Origin of the sequence: Teichococcus aerophilus (assembly GCF_014490485.1) — a bacterium.
Lineage (GTDB): Bacteria > Pseudomonadota > Alphaproteobacteria > Acetobacterales > Acetobacteraceae > Pseudoroseomonas > Pseudoroseomonas aerophila.
Map to the genome: position 1 here is coordinate 86,750 of NZ_JACTVA010000003.1, position 17,626 is coordinate 104,375.

General features: G+C 68.8%; 16 protein-coding genes. 10 read left to right on the forward strand and 6 right to left on the reverse strand.

What is annotated here, in order from left to right; genetic code table 11:
- Window positions 1–197 precede the first annotated feature (197 nt).
- Window positions 198–2,435, forward strand: a complete 2,238-nt coding sequence (parC, locus tag IBL26_RS02855; protein ID WP_187782935.1) for a DNA topoisomerase IV subunit A — start codon at window positions 198–200, stop codon at window positions 2,433–2,435.
- Window positions 2,436–2,479: 44 nt separating this feature from the next.
- Here parC and IBL26_RS02860 read toward each other — a convergent pair whose 3' ends face one another.
- The 3 genes from IBL26_RS02860 to IBL26_RS02870 all read right to left on the reverse strand — a co-directional run bounded on the left by IBL26_RS02860 (window position 2,480) and on the right by IBL26_RS02870 (window position 5,046).
- On the reverse strand, window positions 2,480–3,745 hold the full coding sequence (locus IBL26_RS02860; RefSeq protein ID WP_187782936.1) for an MFS transporter: 1,266 nt from the start codon (window positions 3,743–3,745) through the stop codon (window positions 2,480–2,482).
- A gap of 112 nt (window positions 3,746–3,857) precedes the next feature.
- Entirely contained in the window at window positions 3,858–4,397 is a 540-nt protein-coding gene (locus IBL26_RS02865) for a glutathione peroxidase (RefSeq protein WP_187782937.1), read from the reverse strand.
- A complete protein-coding gene (locus IBL26_RS02870; RefSeq protein ID WP_187782938.1) occupies window positions 4,390–5,046 on the reverse strand; it encodes a sulfite oxidase-like oxidoreductase in 657 nt (218 codons plus the stop codon). Before IBL26_RS02870 ends, IBL26_RS02865 begins: the two co-directional genes overlap by 8 nt.
- An 89-nt stretch (window positions 5,047–5,135) precedes the next feature.
- On the opposite strand from IBL26_RS02870, the gene ggt reads away from it, so the two are divergent.
- Window positions 5,136–6,917 carry a gamma-glutamyltransferase gene (gene ggt, locus IBL26_RS02875; RefSeq protein WP_187782939.1) on the forward strand — a complete coding sequence of 594 codons (1,782 nt, stop codon included), beginning with the start codon at window positions 5,136–5,138 and terminating at the stop codon, window positions 6,915–6,917.
- Window positions 6,918–6,957: 40 nt separating this feature from the next.
- Here the strand turns inward: ggt and IBL26_RS02880 are convergent, their stop codons facing one another.
- Window positions 6,958–7,341, reverse strand: coding sequence for a hypothetical protein (locus tag IBL26_RS02880; protein ID WP_241748935.1), 384 nt, complete (start codon window positions 7,339–7,341; stop codon window positions 6,958–6,960).
- Between the two features lie 188 nt (window positions 7,342–7,529).
- On the opposite strand from IBL26_RS02880, the gene IBL26_RS02885 reads away from it, so the two are divergent.
- The 3 genes from IBL26_RS02885 to IBL26_RS02895 all read left to right on the forward strand — a co-directional run bounded on the left by IBL26_RS02885 (window position 7,530) and on the right by IBL26_RS02895 (window position 8,677).
- Window positions 7,530–7,784 (forward strand): Lrp/AsnC family transcriptional regulator, encoded by a 255-nt coding sequence (locus tag IBL26_RS02885; RefSeq protein WP_187782940.1) that lies wholly within the window; start codon window positions 7,530–7,532, stop codon window positions 7,782–7,784.
- A gap of 103 nt (window positions 7,785–7,887) precedes the next feature.
- A complete protein-coding gene (locus IBL26_RS02890; RefSeq protein WP_187782941.1) occupies window positions 7,888–8,157 on the forward strand; it encodes a hypothetical protein in 270 nt (89 codons plus the stop codon).
- A gap of 136 nt (window positions 8,158–8,293) precedes the next feature.
- Window positions 8,294–8,677 carry a hypothetical protein gene (locus tag IBL26_RS02895; RefSeq protein WP_187782942.1) on the forward strand — a complete coding sequence of 128 codons (384 nt, stop codon included), beginning with the start codon at window positions 8,294–8,296 and terminating at the stop codon, window positions 8,675–8,677.
- Here the strand turns inward: IBL26_RS02895 and IBL26_RS02900 are convergent.
- Complete coding sequence (locus IBL26_RS02900; protein ID WP_187782943.1) at window positions 8,674–10,401, reverse strand: ABC transporter ATP-binding protein; 1,728 nt, start codon at window positions 10,399–10,401, stop codon at window positions 8,674–8,676. The two genes, IBL26_RS02895 and IBL26_RS02900, sit on opposite strands and share 4 nt — an antisense overlap.
- Before the next feature lie 194 nt (window positions 10,402–10,595).
- Between IBL26_RS02900 and IBL26_RS02905 the strand changes: the two genes are divergently transcribed.
- The 4 genes from IBL26_RS02905 to IBL26_RS02920 all read left to right on the forward strand — a co-directional run bounded on the left by IBL26_RS02905 (window position 10,596) and on the right by IBL26_RS02920 (window position 14,477).
- Complete coding sequence (locus IBL26_RS02905; RefSeq protein WP_187782944.1) at window positions 10,596–11,810, forward strand: NADP-dependent isocitrate dehydrogenase; 1,215 nt, start codon at window positions 10,596–10,598, stop codon at window positions 11,808–11,810.
- A 101-nt stretch (window positions 11,811–11,911) separates the two neighbouring features.
- The gene (locus IBL26_RS02910) at window positions 11,912–12,607 is read left to right on the forward strand and encodes a DUF599 domain-containing protein (RefSeq protein ID WP_187782945.1); all 696 of its coding nucleotides are present in this window, start codon (window positions 11,912–11,914) and stop codon (window positions 12,605–12,607) included.
- Window positions 12,608–12,819: 212 nt separating this feature from the next.
- Complete coding sequence (locus IBL26_RS02915) at window positions 12,820–13,839, forward strand: ABC transporter substrate-binding protein (RefSeq protein WP_187782946.1); 1,020 nt, start codon at window positions 12,820–12,822, stop codon at window positions 13,837–13,839.
- 80 nt (window positions 13,840–13,919) lie between these two features.
- Window positions 13,920–14,477, forward strand: coding sequence for a hypothetical protein (locus IBL26_RS02920; RefSeq protein WP_194443475.1), 558 nt, complete (start codon window positions 13,920–13,922; stop codon window positions 14,475–14,477).
- A gap of 26 nt (window positions 14,478–14,503) precedes the next feature.
- Here IBL26_RS02920 and IBL26_RS02925 read toward each other — a convergent pair whose 3' ends face one another.
- A complete protein-coding gene (locus IBL26_RS02925) occupies window positions 14,504–15,985 on the reverse strand; it encodes an ATP-binding protein (RefSeq protein WP_187782948.1) in 1,482 nt (493 codons plus the stop codon).
- An 82-nt stretch (window positions 15,986–16,067) separates the two neighbouring features.
- Between IBL26_RS02925 and IBL26_RS02930 the strand changes: the two genes are divergently transcribed.
- Window positions 16,068–17,555: an amidohydrolase family protein gene (locus IBL26_RS02930; protein WP_187782949.1), complete on the forward strand. Its 1,488-nt coding sequence runs from the start codon at window positions 16,068–16,070 to the stop codon at window positions 17,553–17,555.
- Window positions 17,556–17,626 lie beyond the last annotated feature (71 nt).

Below are 17,626 nucleotides of genomic sequence, written 5' to 3' on the forward strand. Positions count from 1 at the left end.
TCCCGATTGACCCGCGGGACTGTAACGTGGCCGGATGGTGGGAGTTGACGCCGCCGGGCATGACCCCGGCATGCGTTTCTGTTATGTTCTCCCGCTCTGGCGCAAAGGACGGCAATGCGCTAGCCCCGCCAGGACAAACGCCGCCTGCCGGCGAACCCGACCCGCCTGCCGCATAGCGACCTACCAGGGAGCCCACCATGCCCGCCGATGACATGACAATCCTGCCGCAGGACGGCGAGGTCCCGACCCATTTCTCCGCCGCCCTGTCGGAGCGGTACCTGGCCTACGCCATGTCCACCATCACCGCGCGCTCCCTGCCCGATGTGCGGGATGGGCTGAAGCCGGTGCATCGGCGGCTGCTCTGGGCCATGCACCAGCTGCGGCTGGACCCGAGCGGCGGCTTCAAGAAATGCGCCCGCATCGTCGGCGACGTGATGGGTAAGTACCACCCGCATGGCGATGCCTCGATCTACGAGGCCATGGTGCGCCTCGCCCAGGAATTCGCGGCGCGTTACACGCTGGTCGAGGGCCAGGGCAATTTCGGCAATATCGACGGCGATAACGCCGCGGCCATGCGCTACACCGAGGCCCGGCTGACCGCCATCGCCCAGGCGATGCTGGAGGGGATCGAGGAGAACTCCGTCGATTTCCGCGCCACCTATGATGGGGAGGAGCAGGAGCCGATCGTCCTGCCCGCCGCCTTCCCCAACCTGCTGGCCAACGGCGCCGCCGGCATCGCCGTCGGCATGGCCACCTCCATCCCGCCCCACAATGCGGGCGAGCTGTGCGCGGCGGCGCTGGAGCTGATACGCAACCCCAATGCCGGGCTGGACGACCTGCTGCTGCACGTGCCGGGCCCGGACTTTCCCACTGGCGGCATCCTGGTCGAGCCGCCGGATGCGGTGCGGGAGGCCTATGCCACCGGCCGCGGCGGCTTCCGCATCCGCGCGCGGTGGGAGAAGGAGCAGCTGAAGAACGGCACCTGGCAAGTCGTCGTCACCGAGATCCCGTACCAGGTGCAGAAATCCGGCCTGATCGAGAAGATCGCGGCGCTGCTGGAAGAAAAGAAGCTCCCCCTGCTGGCCGATGTGCGGGATGAGAGCACGGACGTCGTCCGCATCGTGCTGGAGCCGAAGAACCGCACCATCGACCCGGCCATGCTGATGGAGACGCTGTTCCGCGCCACGCCGCTGGAAAACCGCTTCTCGCTCAACATGAACGTGCTGGACGCCAACCGCACGCCGCAGGTGATGGGGCTGAAGCAGGTGCTGCGGTCCTGGCTGGACCACCGGCACGTGGTGCTGGTGCGCCGCAGCCAGCACCGGCTCGACGCCATCGCCCGGCGGCTGGAGATCCTCGAAGGCTACCTGATCGTCTACCTCAACCTCGATGAGGTCATCCGCATCGTGCGGGAGGAAGACCATCCGAAGCCGGCGCTGATCGCCGCCTTCGACCTGACGGAGACCCAGGCGGAAGCCATCCTCAACATGCGCCTGCGCGCCCTGCGCAAGCTGGAGGAGATGGAGATCCGCAAGGAGCACAAGAAGCTCTCGGCCGAGCAGAAATCGCTGCAGGGCCTGCTGGCCAGCGAGACGAAGCGCTGGAACAAGATCGCCGACGAGATCGAGCTCACCCGCCAGAAATTCGGCGAGGAGACGGAGATCGGCCGCCGTCGCACCACGCTGGATGCCGCGCCCGCCGCCGTCATCATCGACGAGCGTGCCTTCCTGGAGAAGGAGCCGATCACCGTCATCCTCTCCGAGAAAGGCTGGATCAGGGCGCTGAAGGGCCACATCTCGCCGGAGAACGAGCAGAAGTTCAAGGAAGGCGACAAGCTGCGCTTCTTCCTGCACGCGCAGACGACGGACCGGCTCTGCCTGTTCGCCACCAACGGCAAGTGCTTCACCCTGAAGGCCGATGCGCTGCCGCGTGGCCGTGGCGACGGCCAGCCGGTGCGCCTGCTGGTGGACATGACCAATGAGGACGACGTCGTCACCCTGTTCGTGTGGGCGGAGGGCGTGAAGCACCTCGTCGCCTCGACCGACGGGCGCGGCTTCGTGGTCAAGAGCGAGGACCTGGTGGCCGAGAAGCGCACCGGCAAGCAGGTGCTGGTGGTGGACAGCCCGAACGAGGCCGCCTGCTGCATTCCCGCCGCGGGAGACAGCGTCGCCATCATCGGCGAGAATCGCAAGTTGCTGGTGTTCCCACTGGAACAGCTGCCGGAGATGGCGCGCGGCCGCGGTGTTGCCCTGCAAGGCTACCGTGACGGCGGCATGGCCGATGTGAAGGTGTTCAAGGCCAGCGCCGGCCTGACCTGGAAGCTGGGTGAGCGCGTCCGCATGGAATCCGACCTGACCACCTGGCGCGGCAACCGCGCCGGCGCCGGCCGCCAGCCGCCGAATGGCTTCCCGAAGAACAACCGCTTCGGGGATTGAGCCGGCAAGGCCGGGAGGTCAGCCTCCCGGCCCTGCCGCCAGCGTTACGCCACTTCCTCATCCAGCCGCTGCAGGTTCCGCAGCTTCGGGAACAGGCGCATCCACAACCCGGCGACGATCACCGTGCCCACGCCGCCCAGCACCACGGCCGCGACCGGGCCGATGCCGGCCGCCAGGGTGCCGCTGCGGAATTCGCCCAGCTGGTTGGAGGTGCCGATGAACAGCATGTTCACCGCCGCCACCCGCCCCCGCATCTCGTCCGGCGTCCGCAACTGCACCAGGGTGGAGCGGACGACGACGCTGACGACATCCGCCCCACCCAGCACCGCCAGCGCCAGCGCTGAGAGCGGCAGCCAGGTGGAGAGGCCGAAGACGATGGTGGCCAGTCCGAACACCGCCACCGAGGCGAACATCAGCAACCCCGCGTGCCGCTTGATCGGCCGCCGCGCCAGCCAGATGGAGACGCCCAGCGCCCCCACCGCCGGGGCGCCGCGCAGCAGGCCGAGGCCCCACGGCCCGGCATGCAGGATATCCCGCGCATAGAGCGGCATCATCGCCGTGGCGCCGCCCAGCAGCACCGCGAACATGTCCAACGAGATGGCACCCATGATCTCGGGGCGGGAGCGGATGAAGCGCAGGCCGCCGAACACCGCTTCCAGCGTCACCTTGTCCCGTGCGCGGGGCGGCTGGCGCAGCCGGATCAGCAGCGCGGAGCAGGAGGCCAGGGCGAAGATGGCGGCGACGATGGAATAGACTACCCCTGCCCCCAGCCCATACAGCAACCCACCGGCCGAGGGACCGATGATGGTGACCGTCTGGAACACCGAGGAGGACAGCGCCGCGGCTCGGGAAAACAGCGCCGCCGGCACCAGCCCGGGCAGCAGCGCCTGCAAGCTCGGCCCCTCGAACGCCTTGGCGGTGCCGAACAGGGCGATGAGCACATAGATCATCGCCGGCGTGATGGCGTGGGTGAAGGATGCCACGGCGAAGGCCAGGGCGCAGAGCGCGGACAGGCCCTGGCAGATGGCGGCGATCAGCCGGCGGTCGAACCGGTCGACCACCTGGCCGGAGACGAAGACCAGCAGCACCATCGGCAGGAACTGCGCCAGCCCGACTAGGCCCAGCGCCAGCGGGCTGCTGGTCAGGTCGTAGATCTGCCAGCCGACGGCGACCGTCTGCATCTGGTAGGCCAGGGCCGAGAGGCTGCGGCTGCCAAGGAAGGCCGGAAGGTTGGGATGGCGGAGGAGGCGCTGCTGCTCCCCGGGGATCAGGGCCGCCGTGGTCGGGGCGGCGCCGGTACTCTGTTGCATCGGTGGTGGAAGCCCATTGTCGCCGGGCCCGGGACGGCCCGCTGGCTTCCACCATAAGCACGGGGCGCGCCGATTCACGCCATTACGAAACTTCCATCAGGCCAGACTTCCATCAGGCCAGGGCGGCCTCGACCGGCTGGAGCAGCGCCGGGGCGTTGGGCTCCACTTGGCTGGGGAAGGTATTCAGCAGCCGGCCATCGGCGCCGACCAGATACTTGAAGAAGTTCCAGCGTGGCGCCCCCGCCCAGGCAAAGAACGGGTGCGCCTGCGGCCCCCGCACATGGCTGATGGCGGCCATGGGGAAGTCCACGCCGAACTCGGCCTCGCAGAACTCCTTCACGGCGGCGTTGTCGGCGGCTTCCTGGTTGAAGTCGTTGGACGGTACGCCGACCACCAGCAGGCCGCGCGGCGCGTAGGTCTCGTGCAGCTTCTGCAGGGCGGCGAATTGCGGCGCGAAGCCGCAGAAGCTGGCGGTGTTCACCACCAGGATTGGCTTGCCGCGATGCTGGGCGAGGTCGATCTCCCCGCCCTCGATGGCAGGGAAGCGGAAATCATACGCGGTCCCGGCAGGGGTCGCGGCGCGCGGCCTGGCGGCCGGAAGCAGCAACAGGGGCGCGGCAGCCAGCAGAAGGCGGCGGGGCAGCTCAACCATAGCGTTCCTCCAACCATGGGTCGCCACGGTCATGATAGCCCCTCACCTCCCAGAAGCCGGGTTGATTCTTGGCCATGAAGGTGATGCGGCGCACCCATTTGGTGCTCTTCCACAGATACAGGTGCGGCACCACCACGCGCAGCGGGCCGCCGTGCTGGCGGGTCAGCGGCTGGCCTTCCCAGGAATGCGCCAGCAGGTTCTCCGGCCGGGCGAAATCCTCCAGCGTCAGGTTGGTGGTGTAGCCGTCATGCGCCTCGAAGCTGACGAAGCGGGCACCGGGCTTCAGCCGCGCCAGGTCCAGCAGCGCCGTGACCGGCACGCCGCCCCACTGGTTGTCGTAGCGCGACCACTGGGTCACGCAGTGGATGTCGTTGACGCGCTGTTCCTGCGGCAGTTCGCTCAGCCAGGCCCAGTCCAGCGTCACCGGGTTCTCGACCAGCCCGTCCACGGTCAGGCGGAAGGCCGCGGTGCCGATCTCGGGCTGGATGCCGAGGTCCAGCACAGGGAAATCCTTCACCAGGCGCTGCCCGGGCGGCAGCCGCTGTTCGTGGCCAGCGGTCTGGCCGGTCAGCAGCCGCCCTTCCCGCGCCCAGGCCTGCTTCGTCTCCACCAGCTTCCGCCGAATGCCTTCCGGCTCGCCCTCTGCCATCGCACGCGATCTCCTGATCCCGCGCAGTAGGTGACATCGCGCGGCGCGGATGCAAGCTTGCTGGCGATCCAAGGGAGACTGCCACCCCCATGCGCCACCTTTCGCGCCACCCCGGCCCGCGCTACCCCACGCCGCGACGGGCCACCCTGGCCGGGCTGCTGATGCTGGGCGCCGCCATCCTGCCCGCGCCCCTGCTGGCGCAGCAGCCTGCGCCGGTTGCAACCACCGCTGAGCAACGGGCACCGGCGCGTACCACGCGGCAGATGGTGGCCGCTGCCCACCCCCTGGCCGCCGAGGCCGGGCTGGCCATGCTGCGCCAGGGCGGCACCGCCGTGGACGCCGCCATCGCCGCCCAGGCAGTGCTGACGCTGGTGGAGCCGCAATCCTCCGGCATCGGCGGCGGCGCGCTGCTGATGCATTGGAATGCCGCCCGCCGGAACGTCTCCGCCTGGGATGGGCGGGAGACGGCACCGGCCGCCGCCACGCCCAGCCTGTTCCTGAAGCCCGACGGCTCTCCCCTCTCGTTCTACGAGGCCGTGCTGTCCGGCCGCAGCGTCGGCGTGCCTGGGGTTATGCCCATGCTGGCGGCCGCCCATGCCGCCGAGGGCCGCCTGCCATGGTCGGACCTGTTCGCCCCAGCGATCAAGCTGGCCGAGGAAGGCTTCCCCATCTCCGCCCGGCTGGCCATGCAGGTGGCGGCGGATGCCGAACGGCTGAAGCGCAACCCGGCCGCCACCGCCTATTTCTTCGACGCCGATGGCAAGCCCTGGCCGGCCGGCCACGTGCTGAAGAACCCGGCCCTGGCCGCCACGCTGCGCGCCCTGGCCGAGCGCGGCGCCGCCGCCCTGCAGACCGGGCCGATCGCCGCGCAAATCGTCGCCGCCGTCGGCAGCCATGGGGACCAGGGCAACGGCATGACGGCGGGGGATCTCGCCGGCTACTCGCCGAAGCAGCGGGAGCCACTCTGCGGCCCCTATCGCGCCTTCGTCGTCTGCGGCTTCCCGCCGCCTAGTTCCGGCGGCGTCGCCGTGGCCGAGATCCTGGGCGTGCTGGAGCACTTCCCGCTGGCGCTGCTGGACCCGCGCGGGCTGGATGCCGCGCACCTGATCGGCGAGGCCGGGCGCCTGGCCTTCGCCGACCGCAACCTTTACCTGGCGGATGCCGATTTCGTGCCGGTGCCGCTGCGCGGGCTGGTGGACCCCGCCTACCTGACCGGCCGGGCCCAACTGGTGGAAATGGACCGCGCCATTGCCACGCCCCGTGCCGGCAACCCCCGCTGGCGGGATACCGCGCTGGCGCCACAGCCCTTGCAGCCGGAATACGGCACCAGCCACCTCTCCATCGTCGATGCCGCCGGCAACGCCGTCTCGATGACCACGACGGTGGAGGATGCCTTCGGCGCCCGGCTGATGGTGGGCGGCTTCTTCCTGAACAACGAGCTGACCGACTTCTCCTTCCGGCCGGAGGTGGATGGTCGCCCGGTGGCCAACCGCGTTCAGGGGGGCAAGCGGCCGCGTTCCTCCATGTCCCCCACCCTGGTGTTCAACCGGGACGGCACCTTGTTCGCGGCGGTCGGATCGCCGGGCGGGGCGCGCATCATCGGCTACGTGACGCAGGCGCTGGTCGGGCTGCTGGATTGGCGGCTGGACCCGCAGGCGGCGGTTTCCCTGCCGCATATCGGCACCGTCGGCGCCGGGCTGGAGCTGGAGGCCGGGACGGCCGCCGCCGCGTTGGTGCCGGGCCTGCAGGCGCGCGGACACCGGGCCGAGGCACGGGAGATGAATTCCGGCCTGCAAGCCATCGTCATTACCCCGACCGGCCTGCTGGGCGGTGCCGACCCGCGGCGGGAAGGCGTGGCGGTCGGGGACTGACAAAAGGTTGGTGGGGGAGTGCTTCCCCCCACCAGCGCTCTCACTCCACTTCGGCGCGGCTGACCTGGCGTGTCGCGTCCCAGAACAGGGAGACGCGGGAGATCTTGCACAGGTCCAGGTTGCCCCACTCGGCCGTGTCGTCGTCGCTGTAGACGACCTTGATGTCGTAGGCGCAGTCCCTGGTACCGGAGGAGAAGCGGATGTCGCGGCGCTGGTTCGCCGGCAACACGCCCTCGCCCAGGATGTCCCGGCCCCAGTTGCTGCTGCGCGAGGGGCCGACATACAGCTCCCGAATCTCGTAGCCGGTGCGGTTGACCAAGGTGAAATCCTGCTGGCCCTGGGCCATGGCAGGCGTAACCGCGGCGGCGCAGAGCGGAAGGAGCAGCATCATGCGGCGCGCCAGGGCGGCGGAGAGACCATTCATTGTGGAAGCGTCCTCGTGACGGCCGCCTGCATGGCCGGCCCGGGCGCAATCTGGACGCGCAGGCCTTAAGGAACCGCTTCGGACTCGGGGGAATCACGGTGCCGCCCCTGGCCCCGCCCGGCGGATCGGGCGATGGTGGCGCGCCCCCGACAGTTCCGGGGCGAATGTCAGCCAAGGGCAGAGATGCGATGCGTGCGATTTTCGTGATGATCAAGTGCGACATGGGCCGCGCCTACGAAGTGGCGCGCGAAATGGCGGATACCATCGAGGAATTGTCCGAGATGCATTCGGTGTCCGGCCAGTACGACCTTCTGGGCAAGTTCTACCTGGGTACGGAGCAGGATATCGGCCTGTTCGTGGTGGAGCGGGTGCAGAGCATTCCTGGCGTGAAGGACACCTATACTTTGCAGACCTTCAACGCCTTCTCACCCAATCGCGATTGACCTGCCCGCCATCTTTGCCGCAATTCACCACCGAATCGCCCTGATTACGTCCATGCAACGCCTTGCGGGGCCGTCATGTTCTTCCTCATAGGAGGAATGAACCATGATCCGCCGTCACGCTCTTCCGATCCTCGCCCTGGCCGGCAGCCTCTTCCTGGGCGCCTGCCAGAACCCCGATGGCTCGACCGATTGGGGTAGCACCCTGGCGCTTGGCGCCGGTGCGGGTCTCGCCACCGCGCTGGTGGTCGGTGCCGCTAGCGACAACGGCCCGCGTTACAGCCGTGGCCATCACTACGACCGTGGCTATTACGGCCCGCCTCCGCGCCGCCATCACAGCGGCTACTACGCCCCTCGCCGCGGCTATTATCGCTGACAGCGGGGCCAGGCCCCCGGCGACCGATGGCGCGGCAGGACGATCCCGGGCCAGCCGCGAGACATGAATGTGCCCAAGGGTTCGGAACGCAACGATGAAGGTCGGTTTACCTTTGGCAGATTATTAGGAGAAGCGCATGCGGCTTGCACGGATTGCCATGGTGTCCACATCCCTTGTGCTCCTGCCGACCATGGCGGGCACCGCGCAGGCGCGCATGCCGGTTCCGTCCATGACCTCGGCAGAGCCGGGCCACCACGCCCCGGATGATCGCTACCTACAGCAGGAACAGCCGCCCCGCGTGCACGAGGTGCAGCAGCGCCAGGGTGGCGATGCCGCCTCGCCACTGGACGAAGCGGCCAAGGCCCGCGTCCGGGAACGCGTTAGGGGCCTGACGCCGGAATATCACCGCCGTGCCGCCCGGGACGGGCAGGCCGCCGCCGATGCCTGGATCCGCCAGCGTGGCTACGAGATCGGCCAGGATGAAGGCCGCAGGGCCCGCCAGCGTCAGTCCGGCCGCTAGGAGGCCTGCTGGATGCCCGCCTGCGCCTCGTGCAGGCGGCGATAGATGCCACCCGCCGCCACCAGGTCCTGGTGCCGGCCTTGCTCGGCAATGCCGGTGGTGTCGACGACGACGATCCGGTCCGCATTGCGGATGGTGGCCAGCCGGTGCGCGATGGTCAGCGTCGTCCGCCCGACCGAGAGTTCGGCCAGCGATTGCTGGATGGCGCGCTCTGTCTCGGTATCCAGGGCGCTGGTGGCTTCGTCCAGGATCAGGATGGGCGGGTTCTTCAGGAAAATCCGCGCGATGGCCAGGCGCTGCTTTTGCCCGCCGGAGAGCTTCACGCCACGCTCCCCCACCACCGTATCCAGCCCCGCCGGCAGCCCGGCGATCACCGCATCCAGCTTGGCGCGGCGGGCGGCTTCCAGGATGTCGGCCTCGCTGGCACCCAGGCGGCCATAGGCGATGTTCTCCCGCAACGTGCCGGCGAACAGGAACACGTCCTGCTGCACGATGCCGATCTGCCCGCGCAGCGAGGCCAGCGTCATCTGCCGGATATCGATGCCGTCGATGGTGATGCGCCCGCCATCAGCCTCGTAGAAGCGGGGTAGCAGGGAGCAGATGGTGGTCTTGCCGGCGCCCGAGGGGCCGACGAAGGCCACCGTCTCCCCCGCCTTGATCTCCAGCGAAATGTCGCTGAGCACGGTCCTGCCACCGCCATAGCCGAAGCTGACATGCTCGTAGCGGATGTCGCCCTTCAGGCTGGTGACGGCGATGGCGTCCGGCGCATCGGTGATGTCCGGCTCGGTATCCAGCAGCTCGGTATAGCGGCGGAAGCCGGCGATGCCCTTGGGGTAGGTTTCCAGCACCGCGTTGATCTTCTCGACCGGGCGGAAGAACACGCCGACCAGCAGCAGGAAGCCGACGAAGCCGCCCGCGCTCAGCTCGCCCCGGATGACGAAGTAGCTGCCGGCGATCATCACCACCATCTGCGTCAGCCGCATGCCGAGGTAGCTGATGGTCGTGCTGGCGGCCATAATCTTGTAGGCCTCCAGCTTCGTGGTGCGGTACTTGGCGTTGTCCTCGGCGAACAGCGCCTTCTCATGCGCTTCGTTGGCGAAGGCCTGGACGACGCGCATGCCGCCCACATTCTCCTCGATCCGCGCGTTGAAGGCGCCGACGCGGCCGTAGATGGCGCGCCAGGTGGCCGTCATCCGGCTGCCGTAGTGGCTGGAGAGCCAGCCGGTCAGCGGCACGATGATGGCGGTCATGAAGGCCAGTTGCGGGTGCACCATGAACATCAGCGCGAAGGCGCCGATGAAGGTCATGATGGCGATGAAGAGGTCTTCCGGCCCGTGGTGGGCGACCTCCCCCACCTCCTCCAGGTCCTTGGTGACGCGGGCGACGAGGTGGCCGGTCTTCTGGTTGTCGTAGAAGCGGAAGGAGAGCTTCTGCAGGTGGTCGAACGCCTTGCGGCGCATCTCCGTCTCGATGTTGATGCCCAGCGCGTGGCCCCAGTAGGTCACGATCATCATCAGGCCGGTATTCGTGACATACACCGCCAGCAGCGCCGCCGAGGCCAGCAGGATCAACGTCCAGTCCTGGCCGGGCAACAGGTGGTCGATGAAGCCGCGCACCGCCAGGGGGAAGCCCAGTTCCAGCAGGCCGGAGAGCACCGCGCAGCCGAAATCGAGCAGGAACAGGCCCCGGTGCGGCCGGTAGTAGGCGAAGAAGCGCTTCAGCATGTCAGGGGCACCCAGCGGCGAGCATTCCGCCGCTGATAGAACCTTTTTGCGTGCGCGAGAACCGCTGGTGTCACCCCCCACCCTTGCCGTTCCCGCGCCCCGGTGCGATGTTCCGCGCCATTCAGACCATCGGGGGCTGGCCTCGGCCACCCGCCGGCGGGGCGGATACGAAAACTGTCCAGACGAGGATCAGCATGGCCAAGATCAAGGTAAAGACCCCGGTCGTCGAGCTCGACGGCGATGAGATGACCCGCATCATCTGGGGGTTCATCAAGGACAAGCTGATCACCCCCTACCTCGACGTCGATCTGAAGTATTACGATCTCGGCATCGAGTATCGTGACCAGACGGACGACCAGGTCACGGTCGATGCCGCCAACGCCATCAAGCAGTACGGCGTGGGCGTGAAGTGCGCCACCATCACCCCGGACGAGGCGCGGGTGAAGGAATTCGGCCTCAAGAAGATGTGGCGCTCCCCGAACGGGACGATCCGCAACATCCTCGACGGCACCATCTTCCGCGAGCCGATCATCTGCCAGAACGTGCCCCGGCTGGTGCCGCACTGGTCCAAGCCGATCGTCGTCGGCCGCCATGCCTATGGCGACATCTACCGCGCGGTCGAGATGAAGATCCCCGGAGCCGGCAAGGTCACGATGACCTACACGCCCGAGGGCGGCGGCGCCCCGGTCGAGATCGGCGACTTCCCGTTCAAGGCCCCCGGCGTGTTCATGGGCCAGCACAACCTGAACGCCTCGATCGAGGGTTTTGCGCGCGCTAGCTTCAATTACGGCCTGGCCCGCAATTACTCCGTCTACTTCAGCCACAAGAACACGATCCTCAAGGCCTATGACGGCCAGTTCAAGGACATCTTCCGCGCCATCTTCGACGCGGAGTTCAAGGCCGAGTTCGACAAGCGCGGGATCGTCTACGAGGACCGCCTGATCGACGACATGGTCGCCTCCGCCCTGAAATGGGAAGGCGGCTACATCTGGGCCTGCAAGAACTACGATGGCGACGTGCAGTCCGACATCGTGGCGCAGGGCTTCGGCTCCCTTGGCCTGATGACCTCGGTGCTGCTGGCGCCGGATGGCAACACGGTCGAGTCCGAGGCCGCCCACGGCACGGTGACGCGCCACTACCGCGAGCACCAGAAGGGCCGTGAGACCAGCACGAACCCGATCGCCTCGATCTTCGCCTGGACCCGTGGCCTGGCCTATCGCGGCAAGTTCGACGGCACCCAGGACGTGGTGGATTTCGCCACCGCGCTGGAGCAGGTCTGCATCGAGACGGTCGAGTCCGGCTACATGACCAAGGATCTGGCCGTGCTGATCGGCAAGGACCAGCCCTGGCTGAACACCCAGAACTTCCTGGCGAAGCTGGACGAGAACCTGCAGAAGAAGATGGGCTGAAACGAGGCTTCGGCCGCGTTTCGTTCCGGGCGGGGGCCGCGAGGCCCCCGCCCTTTTTCGTGCCGCCCGCAAGCTGGCATCCCCCTTGCTTCCGGTTTCCCATGGACATTCCGCTGACGACTCTGGACTGGCTCGCCCTGGCCGTCTTCGTACTCTGCTGGGCCGGCTATGCGAGTGTGGTGGACCGGGTGCCGGCCATCCGCGCCCGCAGCGTCATCGCCGCCATGGACGAGCATCGCGGCCGCTGGATGCGCATGCTGCTCTCCCGCGAGAACCGCATCGCCGACATCAGCATCATCGGCAATCTGATGACCAGCACCTCCTTCCTGGCCAATACCAGCATCTTCATTCTGGGTGGCCTGGTGGCGCTGCTGGGTGCGCCGGAGATTGGGCGGCGGGTATTCGGCGCGGTGCCCTTCGCGGCGGTGCCGGAGAACCCGGCGGCATGGGAACTGCGCCTGTTCCTGCTGATCTTCATCTTCGTCCGCGCCTTCTTCGAGCTGACCTGGGCGCTGCGCCAGTTCAACTACTGCAGCACCTGCATCGGCGGGCTGGGCCGCGGGCCGGACTGGACGCCGCAGGCGGACGTGGCCGCCCAGGTGGCCAACCGGGGCGCCCGCCATTTCAACACCGGCCTGCGCGCCTATTACTTCGGGCTGGCTGCGCTGGCCTGGATTGTTCACCCGGTGGCGCTGATCCTCAGCAGCATCCTGGTGCTCTCCGAGCTGCACAGGCGGGAGTTCCGCTCCGTGGTGCGGGATGCCCTGCTGATCCGCCCGCCGGCCGAGACGCCCTAAACCCTGGGTCACGCGGCCGGATGAAGACCGGGGGCATGGGACGTGAACGAATGTGAACGGGCCCTACCCTCATGGTCTGCTGGGCGAAACCGAGGCAGGCTTTGCACAAAGTAGTGGCAAACACTGCCTAAGTGGCTGATTTTGGCCGCCTACTCCGGTTGACTGCCCTGGCTTCGTTCCGGTTTCCTGCAGGGAAACGGGAGCACCACCTCATGCAGCGTCGCCACTTCCTCACCGCCGCCGCCGGCGCGGCCCTCGCCATGCCGGCGATCCGCCCGGCCTCGGCCCAGGCCACGCCGATCCGCTTCACGCTGGACTGGGCGCTGCAGGGCAACCACGGCATGTGGGCGCTGGCGGAGGACAAGGGCATCTTCCGCGAGAACGGCCTCTCCGTCCGCATGGATCGCGGCTTCGGCTCGGGCGATACGGCCGTGAAGGTGGCGGCCGGTGCCTACGACATCGGCTTCACCGACATCAGCACCGCCGTGAAGCTGAATGCCGAGAACCCGGACAAGCGCCTGGTCTCCATCTACCAGGTGTTCGACCGGACGGCGGCGGCGGTGATCACCACCAAGCGCAGCGGCATCACTTCCCTGCAGGGGCTGGCGGGCAAGAAGCTCGGCGCGCCGGAAGGCGAGGCCAGCCGCATGATCTTCCCGGCCTTCGCCCGTGCCGCCAACATCCCCATCGGCAACATCCAGTGGACCAGCATGGCCTCCAACCTGCGGGACACGATGCTGGCCCAGGGGCAGGTGGATGCGGTGACGGGCTTCCTGTTCACCACCTATTTCAACCTCGTCGGCGTCGGCATCAAGGAGGAGGACATCGTCGCCTGGCCGTATGCCGAGAATGGGCTGGACCTGTATGGCAGCGCCGTGGTCGCCCGCGCAGATTGGCTCGAGAAGAACCCGCAGGCCGCCGCCGCCTTCGTGAAATCCTCCATCCTGGGCCTGCGCGCGCTGCTGGCGGACGTGCCCGCCGGCATGGCCGCGCTGAAGAAGCGGGAGCCGCTGTTTGACGACAAGCTGGAAGCCCGCCGCTTCGCCATGACGCGGGACCGCTGCATCCTGACGCCCAACGTCAAGCAGAACGGCTTCGGCTACCTGGACATGGCGCGGGCGGAGACGCTGGTGAAGGTGAATGCCGAGGCCTACGGCATCCAGAACCCGCCCGCCGCCGCCAGCATGTTCACCGACAAGTTCCTGCCGCCGGCCACCGAACGGCAGGTCTGACGCGCAATCTCCGCCAGGGCGGCCTGTCGGCGGGGGACGGGCTGCCCTATCTCATCCGGTGGATGACGGAGATGATGCCGATGCTGCGCCCCGCGAGCTTCCTGGCCTTCAGCCTGCTGGCCGGCAGCGCCCTGCTGGCCCCTGCCACGGCCGCCCCGCTGCGGGATGCGGCCAGCGGCCTGGCCGTGAATCCGCCGCCCGGCTACGCCGCGAAGGCCGAGGACCCCGGCCAGCGCAGTGCGGCCCGCTTCTCCATCCAACGCCCGGGTGAGCAGGAGACCGGCTGCCAGGTGGCCTTCACCCCCGCCGCCCAGAACGCCAACCTGACCCAGGCGCAGATCAACGGCGCGATCAGCCAGCCGCCCTGGCAGGAAGCCGCCCGGGCCGCCCTGGGCCCGATCTACGACATTACCTCGGCCGGCACGGCGGATTATGGCCCCCTGCGCGCCCTGGTGATGGTGGGGGACATCAAGCCCCGCCCGCAATTGCCGCCACGCGCTGCGCAGATCCGCACCTACTTCACCATCATGGAAACGCCGCGCGGCCGCACCTCCATGGTCTGCGTGGCGGACAAGGCGGAGTTCGAGGCGCGGCTGCCGGAATTCGAGATGACGGCGCGGGGCATCACCGCCCCCTGACGCGAAACTGAACGCACCATTCGGTTTCAGACGAGGTTGGGATCGCCCGGCGCGGTTTCCCAGCCCAGTTCCACCAGGGCGACGATGCGGCGCCCGGCGGCATCCGGCCGGCAGACGATGGCGCCCTGCTCCTCCATGTAGGAGAGCAGCCGACGCGCCCGCCCGGCGGAGCGGGTGCCATAGGCCTGGGCGATCACCGCATCCGACGGGCACGGCGCCTTTTCCAGCGCGGCACGGGCCAGCAGCAGGAACACGCCCTGCACATCCTCCGGCAGCAGGGCGGCGCGGGCCTGGACCCGCTGCCATTCCTCGCCCTCCGCTGCCTCGGCCGAGACGCCGGCACGGGCCACCGCCAGCATGCGGCGGAAAGCGGGAATTTCCGGCGGCTTGCCTGGCACGGCGTGAATGCGCAGCCGCACCAGGAAATCCTGGTACAGGACGGAGACGTTGCGGAACGCCGCCTCCGGCTCCGCCAGGATCTGTCGCAGGATCTCCTCCAGCCGGCGCTTGCGGGCGGCGGCCTCCTCAGGCGTCGGCGCCGGCTCTGCACGCGGCTGGGCGATGGTGGGGCGGGCCTGCGCCAGCTGCGCCAGGATATCCGGCGGCGGCGCGGCCGGCGGGCGGCGGGGCGGCAGCCGCACCGGGTCCGGCTGCGCCGCGGCGCTCATCACCAGTTCCCGCGCATCTTCCGGCGCGGTCTGCGGCAGCGGGATCAGTGACGGGTTGGTGCCGCGCGACTCCGTCTCCACAGCGCCGATCTTCACTGGCAACGGGCGGCGGGAGAGCGCGGGGCCGAGGGCGACGAAGCTGCCGCGCGGCAGGTCCCGGAACATCTCCGCCTGCCGCCGCTCCATGCCGAGCAGGTCGGCGGCGCGGGCCATGTCGATATCGAGGAAGGTGCGGCCCATCAGGAAGTTGGACGCCTCGGCCGCCACGTTCTTCGCCAGCTTGGCTAGGCGCTGGGTGGCGATGATTCCGGCCAGGCCACGCTTGCGGCCACGCGACATCAGGTTGGCCATGGCACCGAGGGACGCACGCCGGGCTTCATCGGACACCTCGCCGGCGGCGGCGGGGGCAAACAGCTGCGCCTCGTCCACCACCACCAGCATGGGCGCCCAGTAGTCGCGGTCGGCATCGAACAGGCCGCCCAGGAAGGCGGCGGCGTGGCGCATCTGCCCATCCGCATCCAGCCCCTCAAGGTTCAGCACGACGGAGACGCGGTGGGTCCGCACCCGGTCCGCCGCGCGCTGCAAGGCGGCCTCGGTATGCTCGGCCGCGTCGATCACCAGGTGGCCGAAGCGATCGGCCAGGGTGACGAAATCGCCCTCCGGGTCGATGATGGCCTGCTGCACCCAGGGCGCCGACTGCTCCAGCAGCCGCCGCAGCAGGTGTGACTTGCCGGAACCGGAATTGCCCTGCACCAGCAAGCGCGTCGCCAGCAATTCCTCCAGGTCGAGGATGGCTGGCGCCCCGGTGTTGGTGCTGCCCATATCGATGCCGACTGTCATTCTGGTCTCCGCTGCGCAGCGGCGCATATAGCCGGGCATCGCGGGGCTTGCCATTCGCCCCGGGCTCTGGACCGATGGCAGCATGACACGCATGCTCATCACCGGTGCCCGGGTTCTGACCCCGGAGGCCGACTCCGCCCCCCTCGCCTCCCTGTTGATCGAAGGCGACCGCATCGCCGCCATCCTGCCGCCCGACGCGGTGGTGGACGATGCGCAGCAGCACGACGCCGCCGGCCGGCTGATCATCCCCGGGCTGGTCAATGCGCACAGCCATGGGCATGGCGCGCTGGCCAAGGGCGTTGGCGACAAATGGGACCTGGCGTTGCTGCTGGCGCACGCCCCCTGGGTCGGCGGTGGCCGCGGGCTGGCGGAGAAGCGGCTTTCCACCACGCTGAACGCCGTTGAGATGCTGAAGAAGGGCTGCACCGCCGCCTTCGACCTGCATGCCGAGTTCCCTGGCCCGACCGCCGACGGCCTGGACGCGATTGCCGAGGCCTACAGCGCCGCCGGGCTGCGCGCGGTGCTGGCACCGATGATCGCCGACCGCACCTTCTTCCAGGCGACGCCCGGGCTGGTCGAGGCCCTGCCGGAAGAGCACCGGGAACGCGCCGCCGGCATGCGCATGATGGAGACCGACACCATCCTGGCGACGCTGGACGGCGTGGCCCGCCAGTGGCGCCACGGCGCCGCCGGCATTGCCCTGGGCATCGCCCCCACCATCCCGCTGCATTGCTCCGACGCTTTCATGCAGGGCTGCCAGCGCCTGGCCGACGAGTACGGCCTGCGGATGCAGAGCCATGTCTCCGAGGCCCGCTACCAAGCCGCCGGTGGCGAAGTCACCTACGGCTCCACCCTGCTGGCGCACATGGACAGGCTGGGCCTGGTGACGGAGCGCTTCAGCGTTGCCCACGGCGTGTGGTTGACGCCGGAGGATCTCGCCCTGCTCGCCCAGCGCGGCGCCGGGCTGGCGCATAACCCCGGTGCCAACATGCGGCTGGCTTCCGGCGTCGCGCCGGTGCGGGCAGCGTTGCAGGCGGGGGTGACGGTGGGGATCGGGACGGATGGCTCTTCCTCCTCCGACAACCAGAACATGTTTGAATCCATGCGGTTGGCGGCCTTCGCTTCCCGCCTGTGGGAGGGCGCGGAGGAGGCTGAGTGGCTAGGCACGCCGGAGACGGTGAAGCTGGCCACGAGTGGCTCCGCCGCCATCCTGGGGCTGGATGCCGGCGTCATCGCCGCCGGAAAGCTGGCAGACCTGACCTTCCTGGACCTGGACCACATCAACTGGCTGCCGCTGAACAACGCCGCCAACCAGCTGGTCTGGACCGAGGATGGCAGCGCGGTGCGGGACGTGATGGTCGGCGGCGCCTGGAAGTTGCGGGACGGCAAGGTGCTGGGCGTCGATGAGGCCCGGCTGGCCAGCGAGGCGCGGGAGACCGCAGCCCGCCTGACCGCCGGCAATGCCGCGACGCGGGTGTGGTGCGAGCAGATCGCACCGCATGTGGCCTGCCATTGCCGGGCCTTGGCGGGCCGCTTCACCCGGGTGCAGCGGATGCTGCGCGCCGAGTAGCACCGCCTCGCAGATGGCGTGGAACAGACCTTCCGCGCCACCCGTGGAGCCTGGCCCCAAAATGCAAACGA

Bases quoted from the DNA above. Each gene is read 5' to 3' on its own strand.
- IBL26_RS02890 (WP_187782941.1), top strand. From the start codon at position 7,888: ATGATCCGCCGTCACGCTCTTCCGATCCTCGCCCTGGCCGGCAGCCTC.
- IBL26_RS02880 (WP_241748935.1), bottom strand. From the start codon at position 7,341: ATGAATGGTCTCTCCGCCGCCCTGGCGCGCCGCATGATGCTGCTCCTT.
- IBL26_RS02870 (WP_187782938.1), bottom strand. From the start codon at position 5,046: ATGGCAGAGGGCGAGCCGGAAGGCATTCGGCGGAAGCTGGTGGAGACG.
- IBL26_RS02930 (WP_187782949.1), top strand. From the start codon at position 16,068: ATGACACGCATGCTCATCACCGGTGCCCGGGTTCTGACCCCGGAGGCC.
- IBL26_RS02905 (WP_187782944.1), top strand. From the start codon at position 10,596: ATGGCCAAGATCAAGGTAAAGACCCCGGTCGTCGAGCTCGACGGCGAT.
- IBL26_RS02865 (WP_187782937.1), bottom strand. From the start codon at position 4,397: ATGGTTGAGCTGCCCCGCCGCCTTCTGCTGGCTGCCGCGCCCCTGTTG.
- IBL26_RS02915 (WP_187782946.1), top strand. From the start codon at position 12,820: ATGCAGCGTCGCCACTTCCTCACCGCCGCCGCCGGCGCGGCCCTCGCC.
- IBL26_RS02885 (WP_187782940.1), top strand. From the start codon at position 7,530: ATGCGTGCGATTTTCGTGATGATCAAGTGCGACATGGGCCGCGCCTAC.
- IBL26_RS02900 (WP_187782943.1), bottom strand. From the start codon at position 10,401: ATGCTGAAGCGCTTCTTCGCCTACTACCGGCCGCACCGGGGCCTGTTC.
- IBL26_RS02920 (WP_194443475.1), top strand. From the start codon at position 13,920: ATGCTGCGCCCCGCGAGCTTCCTGGCCTTCAGCCTGCTGGCCGGCAGC.
- parC (WP_187782935.1), top strand. From the start codon at position 198: ATGCCCGCCGATGACATGACAATCCTGCCGCAGGACGGCGAGGTCCCG.
- IBL26_RS02925 (WP_187782948.1), bottom strand. From the start codon at position 15,985: ATGACAGTCGGCATCGATATGGGCAGCACCAACACCGGGGCGCCAGCC.
- IBL26_RS02860 (WP_187782936.1), bottom strand. From the start codon at position 3,745: ATGCAACAGAGTACCGGCGCCGCCCCGACCACGGCGGCCCTGATCCCC.
- ggt (WP_187782939.1), top strand. From the start codon at position 5,136: ATGCGCCACCTTTCGCGCCACCCCGGCCCGCGCTACCCCACGCCGCGA.
- IBL26_RS02910 (WP_187782945.1), top strand. From the start codon at position 11,912: ATGGACATTCCGCTGACGACTCTGGACTGGCTCGCCCTGGCCGTCTTC.
- IBL26_RS02895 (WP_187782942.1), top strand. From the start codon at position 8,294: ATGCGGCTTGCACGGATTGCCATGGTGTCCACATCCCTTGTGCTCCTG.